General features: G+C 73.0%; 15 protein-coding genes and 1 pseudogene. 5 read left to right on the plus strand and 11 right to left on the minus strand.

The window, feature by feature from the left end; all coding sequences use genetic code 11:
• Nucleotides 1-14: 14 nt before the first annotated feature.
• From K4G64_RS19190 to K4G64_RS19210, 5 genes and pseudogenes are all read right to left on the minus strand, one after another.
• Nucleotides 15-905 carry a dihydrodipicolinate synthase family protein gene (locus tag K4G64_RS19190; protein ID WP_221757246.1) on the minus strand — a complete coding sequence of 297 codons (891 nt, stop codon included), beginning with the start codon at nt 903-905 and terminating at the stop codon, nt 15-17.
• On the minus strand, nt 902-2266 hold the full coding sequence (locus K4G64_RS19195) for an FAD-dependent oxidoreductase (protein WP_221757247.1): 1365 nt from the start codon (nt 2264-2266) through the stop codon (nt 902-904). The genes K4G64_RS19190 and K4G64_RS19195 overlap by 4 nt, the downstream gene beginning before the upstream one ends.
• A gap of 67 nt (nt 2267-2333) precedes the next feature.
• Nucleotides 2334-2624, minus strand: a pseudogene (locus K4G64_RS19200) ((2Fe-2S)-binding protein); the annotation flags it as partial.
• Nucleotides 2621-3775 carry an FAD-binding oxidoreductase gene (locus K4G64_RS19205; RefSeq protein ID WP_221757249.1) on the minus strand — a complete coding sequence of 385 codons (1155 nt, stop codon included), beginning with the start codon at nt 3773-3775 and terminating at the stop codon, nt 2621-2623. The pseudogene K4G64_RS19200 and the gene K4G64_RS19205, both read right to left, overlap by 4 nt.
• A gap of 282 nt (nt 3776-4057) precedes the next feature.
• Nucleotides 4058-4723, minus strand: a complete 666-nt coding sequence (locus tag K4G64_RS19210) for a hypothetical protein (protein WP_221757250.1) — start codon at nt 4721-4723, stop codon at nt 4058-4060.
• 237 nt (nt 4724-4960) lie between these two features.
• Between K4G64_RS19210 and K4G64_RS19215 the strand changes: the two genes are divergently transcribed.
• The 3 genes from K4G64_RS19215 (at nt 4961) to K4G64_RS19225 (ending at nt 6584) form a co-directional block, all read left to right on the plus strand.
• The gene (locus K4G64_RS19215; protein ID WP_221757251.1) at nt 4961-5620 is read left to right on the plus strand and encodes a helix-turn-helix transcriptional regulator; all 660 of its coding nucleotides are present in this window, start codon (nt 4961-4963) and stop codon (nt 5618-5620) included.
• Between the two features lie 32 nt (nt 5621-5652).
• Nucleotides 5653-6183: a toxin-antitoxin system, toxin component gene (locus K4G64_RS19220; RefSeq protein WP_221757262.1), complete on the plus strand. Its 531-nt coding sequence runs from the start codon at nt 5653-5655 to the stop codon at nt 6181-6183.
• A gap of 176 nt (nt 6184-6359) precedes the next feature.
• A complete protein-coding gene (locus K4G64_RS19225) occupies nt 6360-6584 on the plus strand; it encodes a hypothetical protein (protein ID WP_030841139.1) in 225 nt (74 codons plus the stop codon).
• A gap of 75 nt (nt 6585-6659) precedes the next feature.
• On the opposite strand, the gene K4G64_RS19230 is transcribed toward K4G64_RS19225, so the two are convergent.
• Nucleotides 6660-7319 (minus strand): 4'-phosphopantetheinyl transferase superfamily protein, encoded by a 660-nt coding sequence (locus tag K4G64_RS19230; RefSeq protein WP_221757252.1) that lies wholly within the window; start codon nt 7317-7319, stop codon nt 6660-6662.
• Nucleotides 7316-8176 (minus strand): metallophosphoesterase, encoded by an 861-nt coding sequence (locus K4G64_RS19235; protein WP_221757253.1) that lies wholly within the window; start codon nt 8174-8176, stop codon nt 7316-7318. Before K4G64_RS19235 ends, K4G64_RS19230 begins: the two co-directional genes overlap by 4 nt.
• 258 nt (nt 8177-8434) lie before the next feature.
• On the opposite strand from K4G64_RS19235, the gene K4G64_RS19240 reads away from it, so the two are divergent.
• On the plus strand, nt 8435-9616 hold the full coding sequence (locus tag K4G64_RS19240; RefSeq protein WP_221757254.1) for an ATP-grasp domain-containing protein: 1182 nt from the start codon (nt 8435-8437) through the stop codon (nt 9614-9616).
• 207 nt (nt 9617-9823) lie between these two features.
• Here the strand turns inward: K4G64_RS19240 and K4G64_RS19245 are convergent, their stop codons facing one another.
• From K4G64_RS19245 to K4G64_RS19260, 4 genes are all read right to left on the minus strand, one after another.
• On the minus strand, nt 9824-11074 hold the full coding sequence (locus tag K4G64_RS19245) for an alpha-L-fucosidase (protein WP_221757255.1): 1251 nt from the start codon (nt 11072-11074) through the stop codon (nt 9824-9826).
• Between the two features lie 4 nt (nt 11075-11078).
• Nucleotides 11079-14120, minus strand: coding sequence for a glycoside hydrolase family 38 C-terminal domain-containing protein (locus tag K4G64_RS19250; protein WP_221757256.1), 3042 nt, complete (start codon nt 14118-14120; stop codon nt 11079-11081).
• A gap of 71 nt (nt 14121-14191) precedes the next feature.
• Nucleotides 14192-15532, minus strand: a complete 1341-nt coding sequence (locus tag K4G64_RS19255) for a 6-phospho-beta-glucosidase (protein WP_221757257.1) — start codon at nt 15530-15532, stop codon at nt 14192-14194.
• 190 nt (nt 15533-15722) lie between these two features.
• On the minus strand, nt 15723-16487 hold the full coding sequence (locus K4G64_RS19260; protein ID WP_221757258.1) for a DeoR/GlpR family DNA-binding transcription regulator: 765 nt from the start codon (nt 16485-16487) through the stop codon (nt 15723-15725).
• 149 nt (nt 16488-16636) lie between these two features.
• Here K4G64_RS19260 and K4G64_RS19265 point away from each other — a divergent pair.
• On the plus strand, nt 16637-17620 hold a 984-nt coding region (locus tag K4G64_RS19265), incomplete at its 3' end, for a carbohydrate kinase family protein (RefSeq protein WP_221757259.1).

Consider the following 17620-nt stretch of genomic DNA (forward strand, 5'->3'; position numbering starts at 1 on the left):
TCGTGCGCTGCGGCCTAGGCGAGTCCGGCCGCGACGGCCTTCTCGGTGGCTGCCCGGACCGCCGCCTCCTGCCCGGGCAGCAGTGCCGCGCGGGGCGGACGGCAGGGCCCGCCGTGACGGCCGACGATGTCCATGGACAGCTTGATGGCCTGGACGAACTCCACTTGTGAGTCCCAGCGCAGCAGCGGATGCAGTTGCCGGTACAGGGGCAGCGCGGTGTCGAGGTCGCCGTCGACCGCCGCGCGGTACAGCTCCACCGAGGCCCGCGGCAGCGCGTTCGGGTAGCCCGCCACCCAGCCCTTGGCACCCGCGACGGCCAGCTCCAGCAGGACGTCGTCCGCGCCGATCAACAGATCGAGTTCCGGGGCCAGTTCGGCGATCCGGTAGGCCCGGCGGACATCGCCCGAGAACTCCTTCACCCCCTGGATGTGCCCTTCGCCGTGCAGCCGGGCGAGGATCTCGGGCACGAGGTCGACCTTGGTGTCGATCGGGTTGTTGTACGCGACGACCGGCAGGCCCGACCGGGCGACCTCGGCGTAGTGGGCGAGGACGGAACGCTCGTCGGCGCGGTAGGCGTTCGGCGGCAGCAGCATCACCGCGCGGCAGCCGGCCTCGCCGGCCTGCTCCGCCCAGCGCCGGGACTCGGCGGACCCGTACGCGGCGACGCCGGGCATCACGCGCTCCCCGCCGATCGCGGCGACGGCCGTCTCGACGACCCGGGCCCGCTCCTCGGGCGTGAGCACCTGGTACTCGCCGAGGGAGCCGTTGGGCACGACGCCGTCGCAGCCGTTCTCGACCAGCCAGGCGCAGTGCTCGGCGTACCGGTCATGGTTCACCGAGAGGTCGTCGTTCAGCGGGAGCGCGGTGGCGACGAGGACGCCGCGCCAGGGGCGGTGTTCGGTCATGACTGTCCCTCCTGGGGGTGTTGCCGGGCAAGGACGCCGAGTGGCACGGGCCGGGCGAACGGGCGCTTGGCCGGGGTGGGTTCGCGGCCGGCGAGAGCGGCGATCGCGGTGCCGCACATCCGGCCCTGGCACCAGCCCATCCCGGCCCGGGTGAGCAGCTTCACCGTGCGTTCGTCGCCCGCCCCCAGATCCAGGGCCTCGCGGACGGACCCCGCGGTGACCTCCTCGCAGCGGCAGACCACGGTGTCCTCGGTGAGCTGCTCGGGCCAGTGGGCGGGCGGCGCGCAGGCGGATTCGAGGGCGGCCGCCGATCGTCTGAGCTTCGTGCGGGCCTTGAGGGCGGCTGGGGCCGGATCGGGGGCGGTGCCGTGCAGGTGGGCGGCGGCCGAGCTGCCGGCGATGTGCCCCTCGGCGAGGGCCAGGGCGGCGCCGCCGATGCCGGTGGCCTCGCCGGCCGCCCACACGCCGGGCACGTCCGTGCGCTGCTCGGTGTCGACGGCCACGGTGAGCCCGTCGAGTCGGCAGCCGAGGGTCTCGGCGAGGTCGGTGTGCGGGAGCATGCCGTGGCCGACGGCGAGGGTGTCGCAGGGCAGGTGCCGTGCGGTGCCGGGCCGCACGCGCCCGTCGGCGTCGAGCGCGGCGACGGTGACGCCGGTCAGCCGGTCGTCGCCGTGGGCGCGGACAACGGTGTGCCGGGTGAGGGCGGGGACGCGGTGGCGCAGCAGCCCGGCGGCGTATCCGGCGCCCTCGGGGAGCTTGCCGGCCAGGGCGGGGGTGTGCCGGGCGAGGCGCCTGGGGTCGGTGGACTCGACGAGTGCGGCGACCTCTACGCCGGCCGCCGCGAGCCCGGTCGCCACGGGCAGCAGCAGTGGGCCGGACCCGGCCACCACGGCCCGGTGCCCCGGCACCACGAGAGAGCCCTTGAGCATGGCCTGGGCTCCCCCGGCCGTGACGACGCCCGGGAGGGTCCAGCCGGGGAAGGGCAGCACGTGCTCATAGCCGCCGGTGGCCAGGAGCACGGCGCGTGCGTGCACCTCGACGGGCTTCTCCTGCTCCGGGCCGAGCAGGGCGTGCACGGTGAAGCCGTCCGGCGTGCGCTCCACGCACCACACGTGGTGTTCCGTCAGGACCCGTACGGCACTGGCGGCGAGCCCGTCCCGCAGCCGCTCCCAGGTCCGCCACTGGTGGTGCAGCGCTTCGGGCCGCCCGGTGCCGAGTGGGGCGGCGGGCTGCCGGTAGAACTGCCCGCCGATGTGCGCCGCGGCATCGACGAGCGCGACCCGGACGCCGCGCGCGGAGGCCGCGAGGGCTGCGGCGAGCCCGGCCGGGCCGGCGCCGATCACGACGAGGTCAGTCCGCACGACGCGCCTCCTCGCGGCCGGTGCCGCTCTCCTCTCGGCCCGTGCCCTTCTGCGTGTCCGTCTCCCCGTGGCCCGTGCCCTCCTGCGTGCCGATCTCGTCCCCGGGCCGGACCGGCACCAGGCAGGCCCGTTGGTTGGGGCGGCCGTTGACGGTGACCAGGCAGTCGAAGCAGACGCCGATCCCGCAGAACACCCCGCGCGGACGGCCCTCGCCCCGGGTGGAACGCCACGACGTCACTCCCGCCGACCACAGCACCGCGGCGACCGTCTGCCCGGGCAGCGCCTCGACCGGCCGCCCATCGAAGGTGACCGTGAAGGCGGGACCGGGTCTGGCCCCCGCCAGTTCCAGCGGGTTCACTCGGCCTCCTCGGTGAAGCGGTCGGGCCGGAACGGCCCGAGGTCCAGGTCGGGCGTCCGTCCGGTCAGCGCCTGGGCGATCAGATGCCCGGTGCCGGTGGCGAGTCCGATGCCCGCGCCCTCGTGCCCGCAGGCGTGGAAGAGCCCGGGCACCCGCGCGTCGGGGCCGATCGCGGGCAGGTGGTCCGGCAGATACGGCCGGAAGCCGGCGTATGTCCGCGTGGCCCGGACCCCGGCGAGGAACGGGAAGAGGGCGGTCGCGCCGGCCGCCAGCGCGCGCAGCGCCGGGAGCGACAGGGACCGGTCGAAACCGACCCGTTCGCGGCTGGCGCCGATGAGGACCGGTCCGGCAGGGGTGCCCTCGACCACCGGCGAGGTCTGCAGCGCCGCCGAGTCGCTGGCCACGTCGGCCACGTAGTCGGCGGCGTACACCTTGTGCCGGATGCGGGGCGGCAGCGGTTCGGTGACCAGGACGAAACCCCGCCGGGGCCGCACCGGCAGCAGGACTCCGGCGCGGGCCGCGACCTCGCCGCCCCAGGTGCCGGCCGCGTTGACGACCGCGGGCGCGTGCAGGTCGCCCCGGTCGGTGCGCACGCCGCGTACCGCACCGTCCGCGGCGCGCAGCACCCCGGTCACCTCCCGGCCGGTGCGCACCCGGGCCCCCGAGGCGCGCAGCAGGTGGGCCGCCGCGAGGGCGGGCATCACCTGGGCGTCCTGCGGGTAGTGCATGCCGCCCGCGAGGCCCGGGGCCAGGCAGGGCTCCAGGTCGGTGAGCCGGTCGGGCGGCACGGGGACGGCCTCGACCCCAGCCGCGCGCTGCTCGGCGGCGAGCTTCTCCAGCCCGGTCAGGGCCCGGTCCGTGCCGGCGACGACGACACCGCCCTTCGCCTCGTACTCGACGGCCCGGCCCAGTCCCTCGCGGGCGAGTGCGGCCCAGAGCCGGGCGGACAGCAGGGCGAGTTCGAGCTCCGGTCCGGGTTCCTTGTCGGAGACGAGGAGGTTCCCCTCCCCCGCTCCGGTCGTGCCGCCGGCCACCGGGCCCCGGTCCACCACGACGGTGTCCAGGCCGGCGCGGGCCGCGTACAGGGCGGTCGCGGCACCGACCACGCCGGCTCCGACCACCACGACATCGCAGGTCAGCGACTCGCTCACATCAGTACCATGTCACACACCACAGAGTCTGGGAAGGGCACGGACAAGGTCGGGCGGTCGCACGGGAGCGGCCGGTCGGGAGCGGGGACGACCGTCAGCGTCGATCGGCAGCGGGAACGGCCCTGAAGCGTCGGTCGGGCGCGGGGACGACCCTCAAGGGCCAGTCAGCCGCCGGAGAACGACCCTCGCGTCAGCCGGCCGCCGGGGGCGCCCCTCAAGCCTCAGCCGACCGCCGGAGAACGACCCTCGCGTCAGCCGGCCGCCGGGGGCGCCCCTCACGCGTCAATCGGCCGCGGGAACGACCCTCAGGTGGGACGCCGTCGCCGTGCGGCGCGTGCGGCGCTCCCGGAGCGCGGAGCGGCGGGCCTCGCGCAGGACGAACGTGACCCGGGCGCAGCCCAGTTCCTCGAGCGCCCTGGACGTCTCGACGACGACCCGGCACTCGGTGGCGCCCCTGCGCGGATCGGGGTGCAGCAGCGGCCGCACGGCGCCGTCCTGCTCGACGGCGCCCTCGCCGACCGCGCGGATCCAGTGCGGCAGGCCGTGCCGGTAGGCGGCCTCCATGATCGGGTCCTGGGCGATGTCGCGGCGGATGGCTTGCAGACCGTGGTCGGGGCCGTGGCCCTCCACGGTCCGCGCGAAGTGCGCGAGCATCGGCAGGCACCAGCTGGCCTCGTGGTCGCCGAGCACGCCGGGGGCGTCGGGGTGGAACAGCACGAACCGGAGGAAGTTGTCGCCCGGCATCGCCGTCGGATGCGGTCCGACCTCACGGAAAAGTGACCGGAAGGCGCTGTTGGTCAGCACCACGTCCCAGCAGTGGTCGACGACGAGGGAGGGGAAGGAGACTCCCTCCAGGAGCCCGGCGTAGTCCTCCAGGTAGGCCTGGGCCTCGGGAGTCTCGGGGACGGGCCGCGGTGCCGGCCGCTGCCCTCCTGCCTGATATGCCATCGGGAGGTCACCCCTCTTGCCTGTGCGGCCTTGACGCGGCGCCCCGATCCTGCTGCCCCGGGTTGAGGCGTGTCAACTATCGTGGCATTCCGTGCCTGTTGACGGCTGAAATTGGCCACAGTTGTGGCGAGACCTGGATGTGAGTTCGAAGCACCGGCTACGCTCCGGGAAGTTAACGCCGGGTAGGTCACGGCATCCACGTGTGAGAAGCCTGTGAGATACGTAGGAGATCTGTCGGTGACGGGTGGCTTCGTCGAGGGTCCGGGCGCCACGCCGACGGCCGTGCTACCGGCCGTCGTCTCCCGTGTCGGCGCGCTCGCCGACCGGCTCGGCGTGCCGCACGCCGAGGTCTTCGACATCGGCCGGCTGTCCATCGCCTCCGGGGTCCCGGATCCCGTGGTCAAGGCCCTGCTCTGCGGCCGGCCGGCGGGCGAGCCCGATGTCCAGGCCCGGTTCCTGCAGCGCCTGGACCTGTTGCGCCGGACGCGGCTCAAGCCCAACGGCCGCAAGTACACCCAGCAGGAGATCGCCGACGGCGCGGGCATGTCGCGCCAGCAGGCCGGCGCCCTCATCAACGGCGACCGGCGGCCGACCATGGAGCACTGCGACGCCCTCCAGAGATTCTTCCGGGTGCACGCCGGCTTCCTGACGGCCGAGGACCCCGAGGCGCTCGTGAGCGCCCTCCAGCACACCGAGCAGGAGCTGCTGCAGAAGCTCGCCGACCGCGAGCGGGAGGCCGCCGCGGCGGCGGACGACCCGCTGGAGCGGCTGCTGCAGGACCACGGCGTGCGCGGCATCGCCTGGCGGGCCGCGCAACTGCCCACCGACCAGCACCGCGACAAGGTCGCGGAGTGGCTGGACATGCTCCTGGAGAGCGTCAAGCGGCCCGAGTCGTGACCGTGGGGAGAACTGTGGGCATCGGTAAGGAAATGCGCCGCCTGTGCGGCGAGCTGGTCGCGGAGCTGACCCTCCCCGCGCCGGCCCGGCCCGAGGAGCTGTACGCCGCTCTGTGCGACGGCATGAGCAGACGCCGCGGCCGCCGCGTCCTCTTCCGTACGGCCGCGTTCCCGCCCGGGACCGCCAGCGGGCTCTGGCTCGACATGGCCGACCAGGACCTCGTGGTGATCGAGGAACGCACCGCTCCCGACCACCAGTTGGTGATCCTGGGCCACGAGCTGTGGCACATGAAGGCCGGGCACTGCTCCCACCACGTCGAGGGCGCGGCCGTGGCGGCCCGACTGCTCCACGACGGCGCCGACCTCGAGGCGACGGTGCTGAAGGTCGCCGCGCGCACCCGTTTCGACCTCGACGACGAGATGGAGGCGGAGAGCTTCGGGCTGCTGCTCGCCAGCAAGTGCCGGGCGTGGCTCGCGGGTTCGTCGGCGCGGGGGCCGGTGCAGCGCGATCATCTGGCGGGTCGGATCGAGGCGTCTCTGGGGTATCGCGGACCGCAGGGCTGACGGGCCGCCGCCACGGCGACGTGGTGCGGTTCGCCTCCGCCGAGCGGGCGAACCGGAGGGCGAGGGGACCGGATTGTCAGTGGTGGGCGGCAAGCTGGAGGGGCGCCACCGTTGTGCGGGGCGTGCGCGCCGCGAGGGCGCGGGACCGACGACGCCGACACGGGGAGAGCCGACCGATGCCCACCGCCGTTCTGACCGATCGTGAACGCACCGCCGTCCAGGCCTATCTGCGGCTGCTGCACACCGTCCGCGCCGCCTTCGACCTGGAGGGCGGCCCGCCGCTCGTCCCGCCCGCGGTGCTCGCCGAGGCGGAGCAGGCCCTGGAGCGCGCGGGGCTGACCGGCAACGAGGAGGCGTTCTTCCGTCTCCTGGAGAACTGGTGCCCGGAGCCCGGTCCCTGACCCGGGGCTCCCTGGCCGGGTCGGGGCGCGGTGTCAGCCGTGCGGCGGGCCCCGGCCGGATCGTGTGGGGAGGGGTCAGCCGGGCGGCAGCGCTATCGCCGTCGCGATCAGACCCCGCCCCGCCGTCCAGCGGCCGTCGAAGTGGCTGAGGCGGCGGCCGCCCACCCACGGGCCGGGGACGAGCAGCGCCGCGCGGAAGGTGCCGTCGGCGGTGAGCTCGATGTCGGCCTCCATGAAGTCCAGCCACTTCCCGGTGAGGGGGAACCACGCCTTGTAGACGGACTCCTTCGCGCTGAACAGCAACCGGTCCCAGTGGATGTCGGGGCGTTCGGCCGCGAGCCCGCGCAGCCGGTCCGCCTCGGCCGGCAGGGCCACGGACGGCAGGACGCCCTCGGGCAGCGGCCCGTGGACCTCGGCGTCGATGCCGAGGGAGGCCAGGTCACCGGCCCGGACCAGGGCCGCGGCACAGTAGCCGTCGCAGTGGGTCATGCTGCCGGCGAGACCGGCCGGCCAGCGGGGGGCGCCGCGCTCCCCGGGCAGGATCGGCTGCGGCGGCACACCGAGCTTCTCCATGGCCCTGCGGGCGCAGGAGCGCACGGCGGCGAACTCCCTGCGCCGCTTGGCGACCGCCCGGGCCACGAGCGCCGCCTCCTCGGGGTACAGCGGGGTCTCCGCGTCCTCGTGGCCGTACGCCTCCACCGTGACCACCGCGTCCGGCAGCAGTTCCTCGATCACCGCTCCTCGCCCTCCCTCGGCAGGATGCGCCGCAGCCGCCCCGGCGGCTGGGCCCGCTTGCTCCACTCGCGCGGATAGCCCACCGACACCTCTTCGAAGGGCACGCCCTCGTGGAAGGTGGTGCGGGGAATGTGCAGATGGCCGTAGACCATGGTGTGCACGCGGAACCTGCGGTGCCAGTCGGCGGTCAGGTCCGTGCCGCACCACATGGCGAACTCGGGGTGCCAGAGCACGTCCATCGGATGCCGGTGCAGCGGGTAGTGGTTGACGGGGATCACCGGCAGGTCGCCGGGGAGTTCGGCGAGTCTGCGTTCGGTCTCGGCGACCCGGGCCCGGCACCAGGCCTCCCGGCTCGGGTACGGGTCGGGGTGCAGGAGGTACTCGTCGGTGCACACGATCCCGGTGCCCTGCGCGTACTCCAGGCCCTGCTCCTTGGTGGTGCAGCCGGCCGGCAGGAACGAGTAGTCGTACAGCAGGAACAGCGGGGCCACGGCGACCGGGCCACCGGGGCCGTCCCAGACGGGGTAGGGATCCTCGGGTGTCGTCACGCCGAGTTCGCGGCACAGCTCGACCAGGTACGTGTAGCGGTCGACACCGCGCAGGGTGACGGCGTCGCTCGGATGGGTCCACAGCTCGTGGTTGCCGGGCACCCAGACGACCTTGCGGAAGCGGCCCGCGAGCGTCTCCAGGGCCCAGCGGACGTCCGCCACGGTCTCCGCGACGTCACCGGCCACGAGCAGCCAGTCCTCGTCCGTCCCGGGCCGCATGCCCTCGACCAGGGCACGGTTCTCCGGGTAACCGATGTGCAGATCGCTGATGGCCAGCAGTTGTGCGGCACCACCGGCCGTCGACGTCACCTCTCGCCCCCTCCGCGCGCACCCGGACGTCACCAAGAGATCACATCCGCGTGACGGGGAGCAAGAGCGGCCCGGGGGCCGTGGGCGGAGAATTCCTTCACACGCGCGTTGCACGACAGGGCTCGCCGAAGCCGTATGATCTGGCCCAACACCACCGCTACGAACTTCCCTTTCACAGGGGCGGTTTGGTGTCCCTCCATTTTCCTGCCCGGGCACGGGCTGCTCAGCCCTGCCCGCGAACCGTGAAAGGCGGCCTGCATGGTCTCTCGCGTACGCGTCTGGCTCAACCGCACGTACGCGGAGAACGTGTTCTTCATGGATCAGCTGCGGAGAAATCCCAGCGATCGGGCCGTGGAGATCCACGCCACCCACGGCGACCCCGACTCGCCGGTGCTGGCCGCCGCCGACACCGCCGAGCTGGAGCCCGAGAACCTGTCCCCGGCCGGGTACGTCGAGTTCGCGCTGGACCAGTGCGCGCGGCGCGGCATCGACGTGTTCGTGCCCCGGCTGCACCAGTCGGCGATCGTGGCGCACCGCGCCGAGTTCGAGGCGGCCGGCACCGCGGTGCTGGCGCCGCCGCCCGAGGCCGTGGCCGTCTTCCACGACAAGGTGATCGCCTATGAGGCGGTCCAGGCGATCGGCGTCCCGGTTCCGCCGTGGTACCGGGTCCGCTCGGAAGACGAACTCGTCGCAGCCGTCGAGGAGTTGGAGTCCAGCGGGCACAAGGCCTGCTTCAAGCCGGCGTCCGGGGCCGGCGGGGTGGGGTTCCGGGTGATCACGCGTACGCCCTTCTCCCTGATGCATCTGAGCGGGTTCCCCAGCCCGTACGTGCCGCTCGACCTGGTGCTGGAGGCGCTGCGGCAGGCCGAGGAGCCGGTCGACTGGCTGGTGATGCCGCGTCTGGAGCAGCCCGAGGTGTCGGTGGACTGCCTGACCGGTCCGGACAACCGGGTCCGGCTGGCGGTGGGCCGCACGAAGAACGGCCGCCGCCGGGGCTTCACTCTGCACGAACAGTGGCTGGACCCGGCCCGGCGGATCGCGGAGGGCTTCGGTCTGCACTACCTGTCCAACATCCAGTTCCGGATGTTCGGCGACCGGCCGGTCCTCATGGACGTCAACACCCGCCCGGCCGGCGGCCTGCACCAGCTGTCGCTGTGCGGCGTCAACGCCCCCTGGGCCGCCGTGCAGCTGGCCCTCGGCGAGGACCCGGGAGAGGTCGTCCCGCCGTTCCTGGGCCAGGACTACACGGTGGTGTCGGGGCCGCGTCCGCTGCGACCGGTGTCGCTGCCGCAGCAGCGGCCGGAGGTGGCCGAGCCGCTCCCGGCGGTGCCCTCGCCCGCTGCGCCCGAGCAGGCCGGCGCCGTCGGGTCGGCGGCTCAGGCGGCGCCGCTCCCGGGCCTGGCCGCGAGCGCCTCGCGCCACACCGGGCTGTCGACGTAGTGGTTGTCGAAGCGTTCCGAGGAGTCCTTGATCTCCTGCGGGTCGGCCTCGCCGTGCATCACCCTGCCCAGTAGCCGCGGTAGTCGAAGCGTGCGGCGCCCGGGTGAAGACGAACAGCACGTCGGCTGTCGCCCCCGGCGCTGCGGCGAAGGCGTGCGGGACGCCTCGGTGTGCAGGTGGGCGGGCGCGCCGACCGCGCCCTCGGCGTCAGAAGCGGCCCCCGCCCCGGTACAGCTCCAGTTCTCCTTCCAGTTCGACGGCCAGCACCGTGGCGTGCGGGTCGAGGTCTGCCGCCGCCGGTGGTGCGATCCAGAGGATTCCGGGTGTCTCGTGGAGGCCGCCGGTGACCTCGTGTGGCAGTTCGGTGCCGCTGCCCAGGACCGAGACCCGGCTGACCTTGTTCAGCAATCCACGGACGTTGATCTCGGCGCGCGGGGCGTCGAAGACGGTCAGGTAGAGGGTGCGGCGGTCCTTGGAGAGGGTGCTCGGGCCGTAGTGGTGCCCGGGCGGGAGTCCTCGGACGGTGCCGTACACGGCTTCGGTGTGCCGGGCGATCCAGTCGCCGAGCCCCTCCAGCCGCCGGGCCTGCTCGTCCGTGATCGTGCCGTCCTCCCGCGGGCCGACGCTGAGCAGCAGGTTGCCTCCGCCGCCGATGGTCTCGGTGAAGTAGCGGATCAGCTGGTCGACGGACTTGTGGTGGTGGTCGTGGTGCTGGTGGCCCCAGGAGTCGTTGATCGTGAGGCAGAGCTCCCAGGGGCCGTCCGGGGGGATGACGGGGGCGCCCTGCTCGGGGGTGGCGTAGTCGCCCTCGCTGAGCATGCGGGCGTTGAAGACGACGTCCGGCACCTCGGAGCGGATGAGGGCGGCGAGTTCGGGGATGCGCCACTGCTCCTCGCTGCGGTCCCACTCGCCGTCGAACCACATCAGGTCGGGCCGGTAGCGGCGGGTGAGCTCGCGGATCTGGCCGTCGCGGTAGGCGAGGAACCTCTCCCAGGCCTCCAGGTCCTCGAACTCGGCGGCGACCTCGGAGTAGCGGTTGTCCTCCAGCTCCGGCGGGCGGCCGGGTTTGCGGGTGGAGGCGTAGTCGGGGTGGTTCCAGTCGGAGTGGGAGTAGTAGAGGCCGACCTTGAGGCCCTGCTCGCGCAGGGCCTCGGCGTAGCCGCCGATCAGGTCACGGCCCACGTTCAGCTCGCCGTACGCGGTGTCCCACAGGGCAACCCCGTCGTGGTGGCGGCTGGTCAGGACGGCGTACCGGGCGCCGGCCCGCGCGAAGAGCCTCGCCCAGTCGCGCGGGTCGTAGCGGGCGGCCGTGAACCGGTCGAGCTGGGACATGTACCTCTCGTGCGGAACGATGTCGTCGTAGAACGACCAGGATTCCTGGACGCCGTCGACGGCGTAGATGCCCCAGTGGACGAAGATGCCGAGCTTGGCGTCCTCGAACCACGGCTGCATGGCCATGAGGTCAGCTCCTTCGCAGGCGCAGGGTGAGGATCTGGAAGGGCCGCAGGGTGAGGGCGACGGCCCCGTCGGTGATCTCCGCGTCCTCCAGCGGGCGTTCCAGCAGGTCGGTGATCTGGGCGCCGGCCAGCGGGAACCCGGTGCGCAGGGTGCCGGTGGCCCGGCCGCCGCGGGACTCGTAGAGCCGTACGACGACGTCGCCGGAGGCGTCGTCGGCGAGCTTGACCGCCTCCACGGTGATGCCCTCGCCCTCGGCCGAGACGACCGGTTCGGGGGCGCCGGCCGCGTCGGCCACCCGCAGCGGGAGGTTGAGGGCGTAGCCCTCGGCGACGGCGTCCTCGACGGTCGCGCCGGGCAGCAGCGCGTAGGTGAAGCGGTGACGGCCCTGGTCGGCCTCGGGGTCCGGGATGCGCGGGGCGCGGACCAGGCTGAGGCGGACGGTGGTCGTGGTGCCGCCGTCCTCGCGGACGGTGCGGGAGACGTCGTGGCCGTACGTCGAGTCGTTGATGACGGCGACGCCGTAACCGGGCTCGGCCAGGTGGACCCAGCGGTGGCCGGAGACCTCGAAGCGGGCCGACTCCCAGCTGGTGTTGGTGTGGGTGGGGCGCTGGATGTGGCCGAACTGGATCTCCGCGGAGGAGTGCGGGGCGCGGATGTCGACCGGGAAGGCCGCCTTGAGGATCTTCTCCGTCTCGTGCCAGTCGATGTCCGTCTCGATGTCGATGCGGGGGCTGCCGGCCCGGACGCTGATCGTCTGGGTGATAGTGGAGCCCTTGCCGAAGGACCGCTCGACACGGATCGCGCCGACCAGCGGGTCCTGCTCGACGACCGTGACGGACGACGCGTCCAGGAGGTCCGTGTAGCGGTTCTTGTAGTGCTTGTCGATGTCCCAGGCGTCCCAGTAGTTGGGCAGGTCGGTGTGCAGGCGGAGCAGGTTGCCCGGCTCGGCGAGCACCTCGCGGCCGGCCCGCAGGTCGCGGACGGAGGACAGGGTGCCGTTCTCGGCGACCTCCACGCGGACCAGGCCGTTGTCGAGGACGCGGCCGTCCACCGTCACCGGCTGCGGAGGCGCGGCGTCGGCCAGGGGCGCGGAGCCGCTCGCGCGCACCTCCACGTACACCGGTGTGCCGTCGGCGCTGCGGACCACCTCGGCCCGGTCGTAGGGGCTGGTGTTGAAGACGCGGGGAGCGCCGGCGCCCAGGGCGGCGACCGCCTCGCTGGTCAGGGCGTGCAGTTCCCGGGCGACGCGGGCGTACTCGGCCTCGGCCTCGCGGTGCACCCAGGCGATGGAGGAGCCGGGCAGGATGTCGTGGAACTGGTGCAGCAGCGCCGTCTTCCACAGCCGGTCCAGCTTCTCGTACGGGTAGCTGTAGCCCGGCGCGTGCAGGGCGGCCGTGGTCGCCCAGAGTTCGGCCTCGCGCAGGAGGTGCTCGGAGCGGCGGTTGCCCTGCTTGGTGCGGGCCTGGGAGGTGTAGGTGGCGCGGTGCAGCTCCAGGTAGAGCTCGCCGACCCACACGGGCGCGTCCGGGTACTCCTCGCGGGCCTTGGCGAAGAACTCGTCGGGGTGTTCGACGACGACCTTCGCGGAGCCCTCCAGATCGGCCAGCCGGCGGGCCCGTTCCATGATCTCGCGGGTGGGGCCGCCACCGCCGTCGCCCCAGCCGAAGGGGGCCAGGGAGCGGGAGGCGCCGCCCTTCTCGGAGTAGTTGCGGACCGCGCGGGACATCTCCTCGCCGCTGAAGCGGGCGTTGTAGGTGTCGACCGGCGGAAAGTGGGTGAAGATGCGGGTGCCGTCGATGCCCTCCCACCAGAAGGTGTGGTGGGGGAAGCGGTTGGTCTGGTTCCAGGAGATCTTCTGGGTGAGGAACCACTCGTTCCCGGCGAGCTTGGCGATCTGCGGGTAGGCCGCGTTGTAGCCGAAGGAGTCCGGCAGCCAGACGCCCTTGGTCTCGATGCCGAAGTGGTCCATGAAGAACCGCTTGCCGTGGACGAACTGGCGGGCGACGGCCTCGCCGCCGGGCAGGTTGCCGTCGGACTCGACCCACATGCCGCCGACGGGCGCCCACTGGCCGTTCTTGACCGACTCCTGGATGCGGGCCCACACCTTGGGGTAGTGGTCGCGGACCCACTCGTACTGCTGGGCCTGGGAGCAGGCGAAGATGAAGTCGTCGTACTCGTCGGCGAGCGAGGTGACGTTGGAGAAGGTGCGGGACGTCTTGCGCTTGGTCTCGCGGATCGGCCAGAGCCAGGCGGAGTCGATGTGGGCGTGGCCGACGCCGGAGATCGTGTGCGCGCTGGCGTGCGCGGGCCTGGACAGCGCCGGCTTGAGCGCCTCGCGCACGGCGGCGGCCGAGCCGGAGACGTCGTCCAGGTCGAGCCGGTCCATCGCGCGGTCGAGGGCGTGGGCGATCTCGTGCCGGCGCGGGTCGTGCTCCCCGAGCTCCAGCATCAGCTCGCGCAGCACCTGCACGTCGAGGTCGAGGTGCCAGACCTCCTCGTCGAGGACGGCGATGTCGGCGGAGCGGAAGGTGTAGAGGGGCTTGTCGCCCGCGGTCAGCTTGTCGCCGAGGGGCGTGGGCCTCGAGAAGTTGTCCGCGAGGATGTCCGGGTTGGAGGCGGCTTCGACCAGGTAGTCGACCGTCTCCCCGCCCTGGGCCGGGTTGGCGATCGCCACGTACTGGTTGAGCGGGTTGACGGCCTTCAGCGGGGTGCCGTCCGTGAGGTGGACGAGGGCCTCGGCCTGGTTGCCGGGCCAGTCGCCGACGAACCCGAGGTCGATGACGGCCTCCACGCGCTTGCCTTCCCACTCGGCGGGCACCTGTCCGCGCATGCGGAACCAGGTGGTGCCCCAGGGCGGGCCCCACGGGGTGCCCATCGCGAACGGCTCGTAGGAGGCTGCGGCGGCCTCCTCGAACGGGACCGGTTCCCCCGGGGCCTGCCAGGCCTCCACTTCGAAGGGGACGGTGGCCGCGTAGACCGCGGTCTTGATGCGCTGGTCGTGAAGGCGCTGCACGCGCTCCTCGATGCGGCGGCTTTCGTCGTGCATGGGATGTCTCCAGGAAGCGGTAAGAGCGAGCGGGCGGGAAGCGGCGAGGGAAAGCGCTTACCGATCGACGGTCACCTAAGGTACGCCAGCCCGGGGTGGACCTCGGCGTAGCCCTCGACCAGCCTGCGGGCCACGTTGACGGAGTCGACGAGCGGATGCAGGGCGAAGGCCTTCACGGCCGTCGCGCGGGAGCCGGAGTCGGCGGCGGCCAGCACCTCTCGCTCGACCGCCTTGACCGCGCAGACCAGGCCGGTGGCGTGGCCGGGCAGCGGGTCGACGGTGACGGGGTGGGCGCCGTTGGCGTCGACGAGGCAGGGGACCTCGATGACGGCCTCCGTGTCCAGGACCGACAGCGTGCGCCGGTTGCGGACGTTGAGGATCAGGGTGGTGCGCTCGTCCCGGGCGATCGCCCGCATCAGGGCGAGGGCCACCTTCTCGTAGCCGCCGGACAGGTCGTCCTCGTCGCGTTCGCCGGCGCCCGCGGTCTCCCGGTTCTCGGCCATGTAGGTGGCCTCGCGCTCGGCGCGGGTGCGGTCCCAGACCGTGAGGGCGGGGGCCTGCGGGTTCTTCATCTCGGCGTAGAAGCGGGCCTGCTGGTCGTGCAGGAAGGCGCCGCGGGTCTTCTCGGCCTGCTGGTAGGCCCGTACGGCCTCGCGGTTGAAGTAGTAGTAGTGCAGGTACTCGTTGGGGATCGCGCCGAGGGAGCGCAGCCAGTCGGTGCCGAAGAGCTTGCCCTCCTCGAACGAGCCGAGCAGGTCGGGGTCGGCGAGCAGGCGCGGCAGTTCGTCGCGGCCGGCGACGCGCAGGCCGCGGACCCAGCCGAGGTGGTTGAGGCCGACGTAGTCGATCCACGCCTCGCCGGGGTTCTTCACGCCGAGCACCCGGGCGATGCGGCGGCCCAGGCCGACCGGGGAGTCGCAGATGCCGATGACGCGGTCGCCGAGGTGGCGGGACATGGCTTCGGTGACCAGTCCGGCCGGGTTGGTGAAGTTGATGACCCAGGCGTCGGGCGCGAGCCGGGCCACCCGCTGCGCGATGTCGACGGCGACCGGGACCGTGCGCAAGCCGTAGGCGATGCCGCCCGCGCCCACCGTCTCCTGGCCCAGCACGCCCTCGGCCAGGGCCACGCGTTCGTCGTTCGCGCGTCCCTCCAGGCCGCCGACGCGGATCGCGGAGAACACGAAGTCGGCGCCGCGCAGGGCCTCGTCGAGGTCGGTGGTGGCGCTCACCTCGGGCGCGTCGGGGACGCCGGCCGCCTGCTCGGCGAGGACGCGTGTCACCGCCGACAGCCGTCCGGCGTCCAGGTCGTGCAGGACGACACGGGTCACCCGGCCCTCGGCATGGTCCTGGAGGAGCGCTCCGTACACCAGCGGCACGCGGAATCCTCCGCCGCCCAGAATCGTCAGCTTCACCGCGTTCCTCCGATTCGGCAGGCTGTGCGCGGCACGTCGTGAGAACCGGGCACGCGCCACCTCCTTGAACTCGCTTCACGACGCCGGGCCGGTTCCGGCCCGGCCGGTGTCGGGGGTGTGTGACCTTGCTGTTCACCGAAGGGCGGGGCCGCCCGGGCCGGGAGCCCGGCCGCCTCGGCCGGGAATGGCTTCACGTCTGCACCCTTCCCACGACGACGACCTCGACGCCCGCCTCCTCGAAGGAGGCCCGCGTCGCCGCGTCGACCGGCTCGTTGGTCACCACCGCGTCCAGTTCCTCAGGGCCGCAGACCTTCGCCATGCCGTTCCCCGGGAACTTCGCCGCGTCGGCGAGCAGCACCACCTTCTCGCCGGCCTTGATCATGGCGCGCTTGACCGGCACCTCCACGACCGTCGTGTCCATGACCTGCCCGCCGGGCCGCACACCGCTGGTGCCGAGGAAGAGCCAGTCGGCGTGCAGCTGGCGCAGGTTGTCCTCGGTGAGGAAGCCGACCAGGGAGCGGTACTCGCGGCGGACCATGCCGCCGAGCAGCACCAGCTCGATGCCCTCGTCGTCGGCGAGTTCCTCGTAGACCACCAGGTTGCTGGTGATCACGGTGAGCCGGCGTCCGTGCAGCTGCCGGGCGAGCCGGTAGGCCGTCGTGCCGATGTCCAGCAGCACCGACTGGCCGTCCTCGATCATCGCGGCGGCGCGTTCGGCTATGGCGTCCTTCTCGTGGACGCGCACCTCGGCGACCTCGGCGAAGGGCTGGTCGCCCTCCTCCACGACGGCGCCGCCGTGCACGCGTGTGAGCAGTCCGTCTTCCTCCAGTTTGACCAGGTCACGCCTGATGGTGGCGGGACTCACCCCCAGTTGCTCCGAGAGGTCGGTCACGGCCGCGGGCCCGCCGGCGCGCAGGGCGCGCAGGATGAGTTGGTGTCGTCGTTCTGCCAGCACGCGGTGCACATTACTCGTCATCTCCAATCATCGCCATGCTTATTTCTGCTCGGGTATTGACCAATCCCTCGGAGCAGCGCACGATTCCGCTCACAGAAATGAAGAGTTTTGACGATCTCCGTCAAAGCCCTGAGCGAGAGGACACATCCGTGGACGATGACCGGCCCGATGTGCTGCTGACGGGGCTGCTCTTCTACGACCTCGTCCTCACGGGCCTCGGCAAGCCGCCCACCCCGGGCGAGGAGATCTGGACCGGCGGCATGGGCTGCGGCCCGGGCGGCATCGCGAACCTGGCCGTGGCCGCCTCCCGCTTCGGCCTCAGGACCTCCCTGGCCACGGTGTTCGGCGACGACTTCTACGGAGCACACTGCCGCGAGGTCCTGCGCGACCAGGAAGGCGTCGACCTCTCGCTCTCCCGTACGGCGGACGGCTGGCCGACCCCGGTCACCGTCTCCGTCGCCCACGGCCACGACCGGGCCCTGCTCACCCATGGACAGGAGCCGCCGTACTCGCAGGACGCGCTGATGGGCGACCCGCCCGGCGCGCGGACCGCCCTGGTGCACCTCGAGGCCGAGCCGCGCGAATGGCTCGCCAAGGCCGCCGCCGACGGCACCCAGATCTACGCCGACGTCGGCTGGGACCCCGCCCAGGAGTGGCCGACGGCCCTGCTGGAGCAACTGGCCCTGTGCCACGCCTTCCTCCCGAACGAGGCCGAGGCGATGGCCTACACCCGCACCGACAGCGCGGTGGCCGCACTCGGCACGCTCTCCGAACTGGTGCCGGTCGCCGTGGTGACCCGGGGCGGGGACGGCGCCCTCGCCGTCGACCAGATCACCGGCGAGTACGCCGAGGTCCCGGCCCTGGCCACCGACGTCCTGGACGCGACGGGCGCCGGGGACGTCTTCGGCGCGAGCTTCGTCGCGGCCTCCCTCGGCGGCTGGCCGCTGGCGGAGCGGCTGAGGTTCGCGGTGCTCGCGGCCGGGCTGTCCGTCCGCCACCACGGCGGCGCCCTCGCGGCTCCCGGCTGGTACGGAGTCGCACGCTGGTGGCGCTCCCAGACCGACCCCGGACTGCGACGCGCCTACGGGTTCCTCGCCGACCGCATCCCGGCCGACCCCGGGCCGCCCCCGCAC

The sequence above is a fragment of the Streptomyces sp. WAC04114 genome, assembly GCF_019733245.1.
Lineage (GTDB): Bacteria > Actinomycetota > Actinomycetes > Streptomycetales > Streptomycetaceae > Streptomyces > Streptomyces massasporeus_A.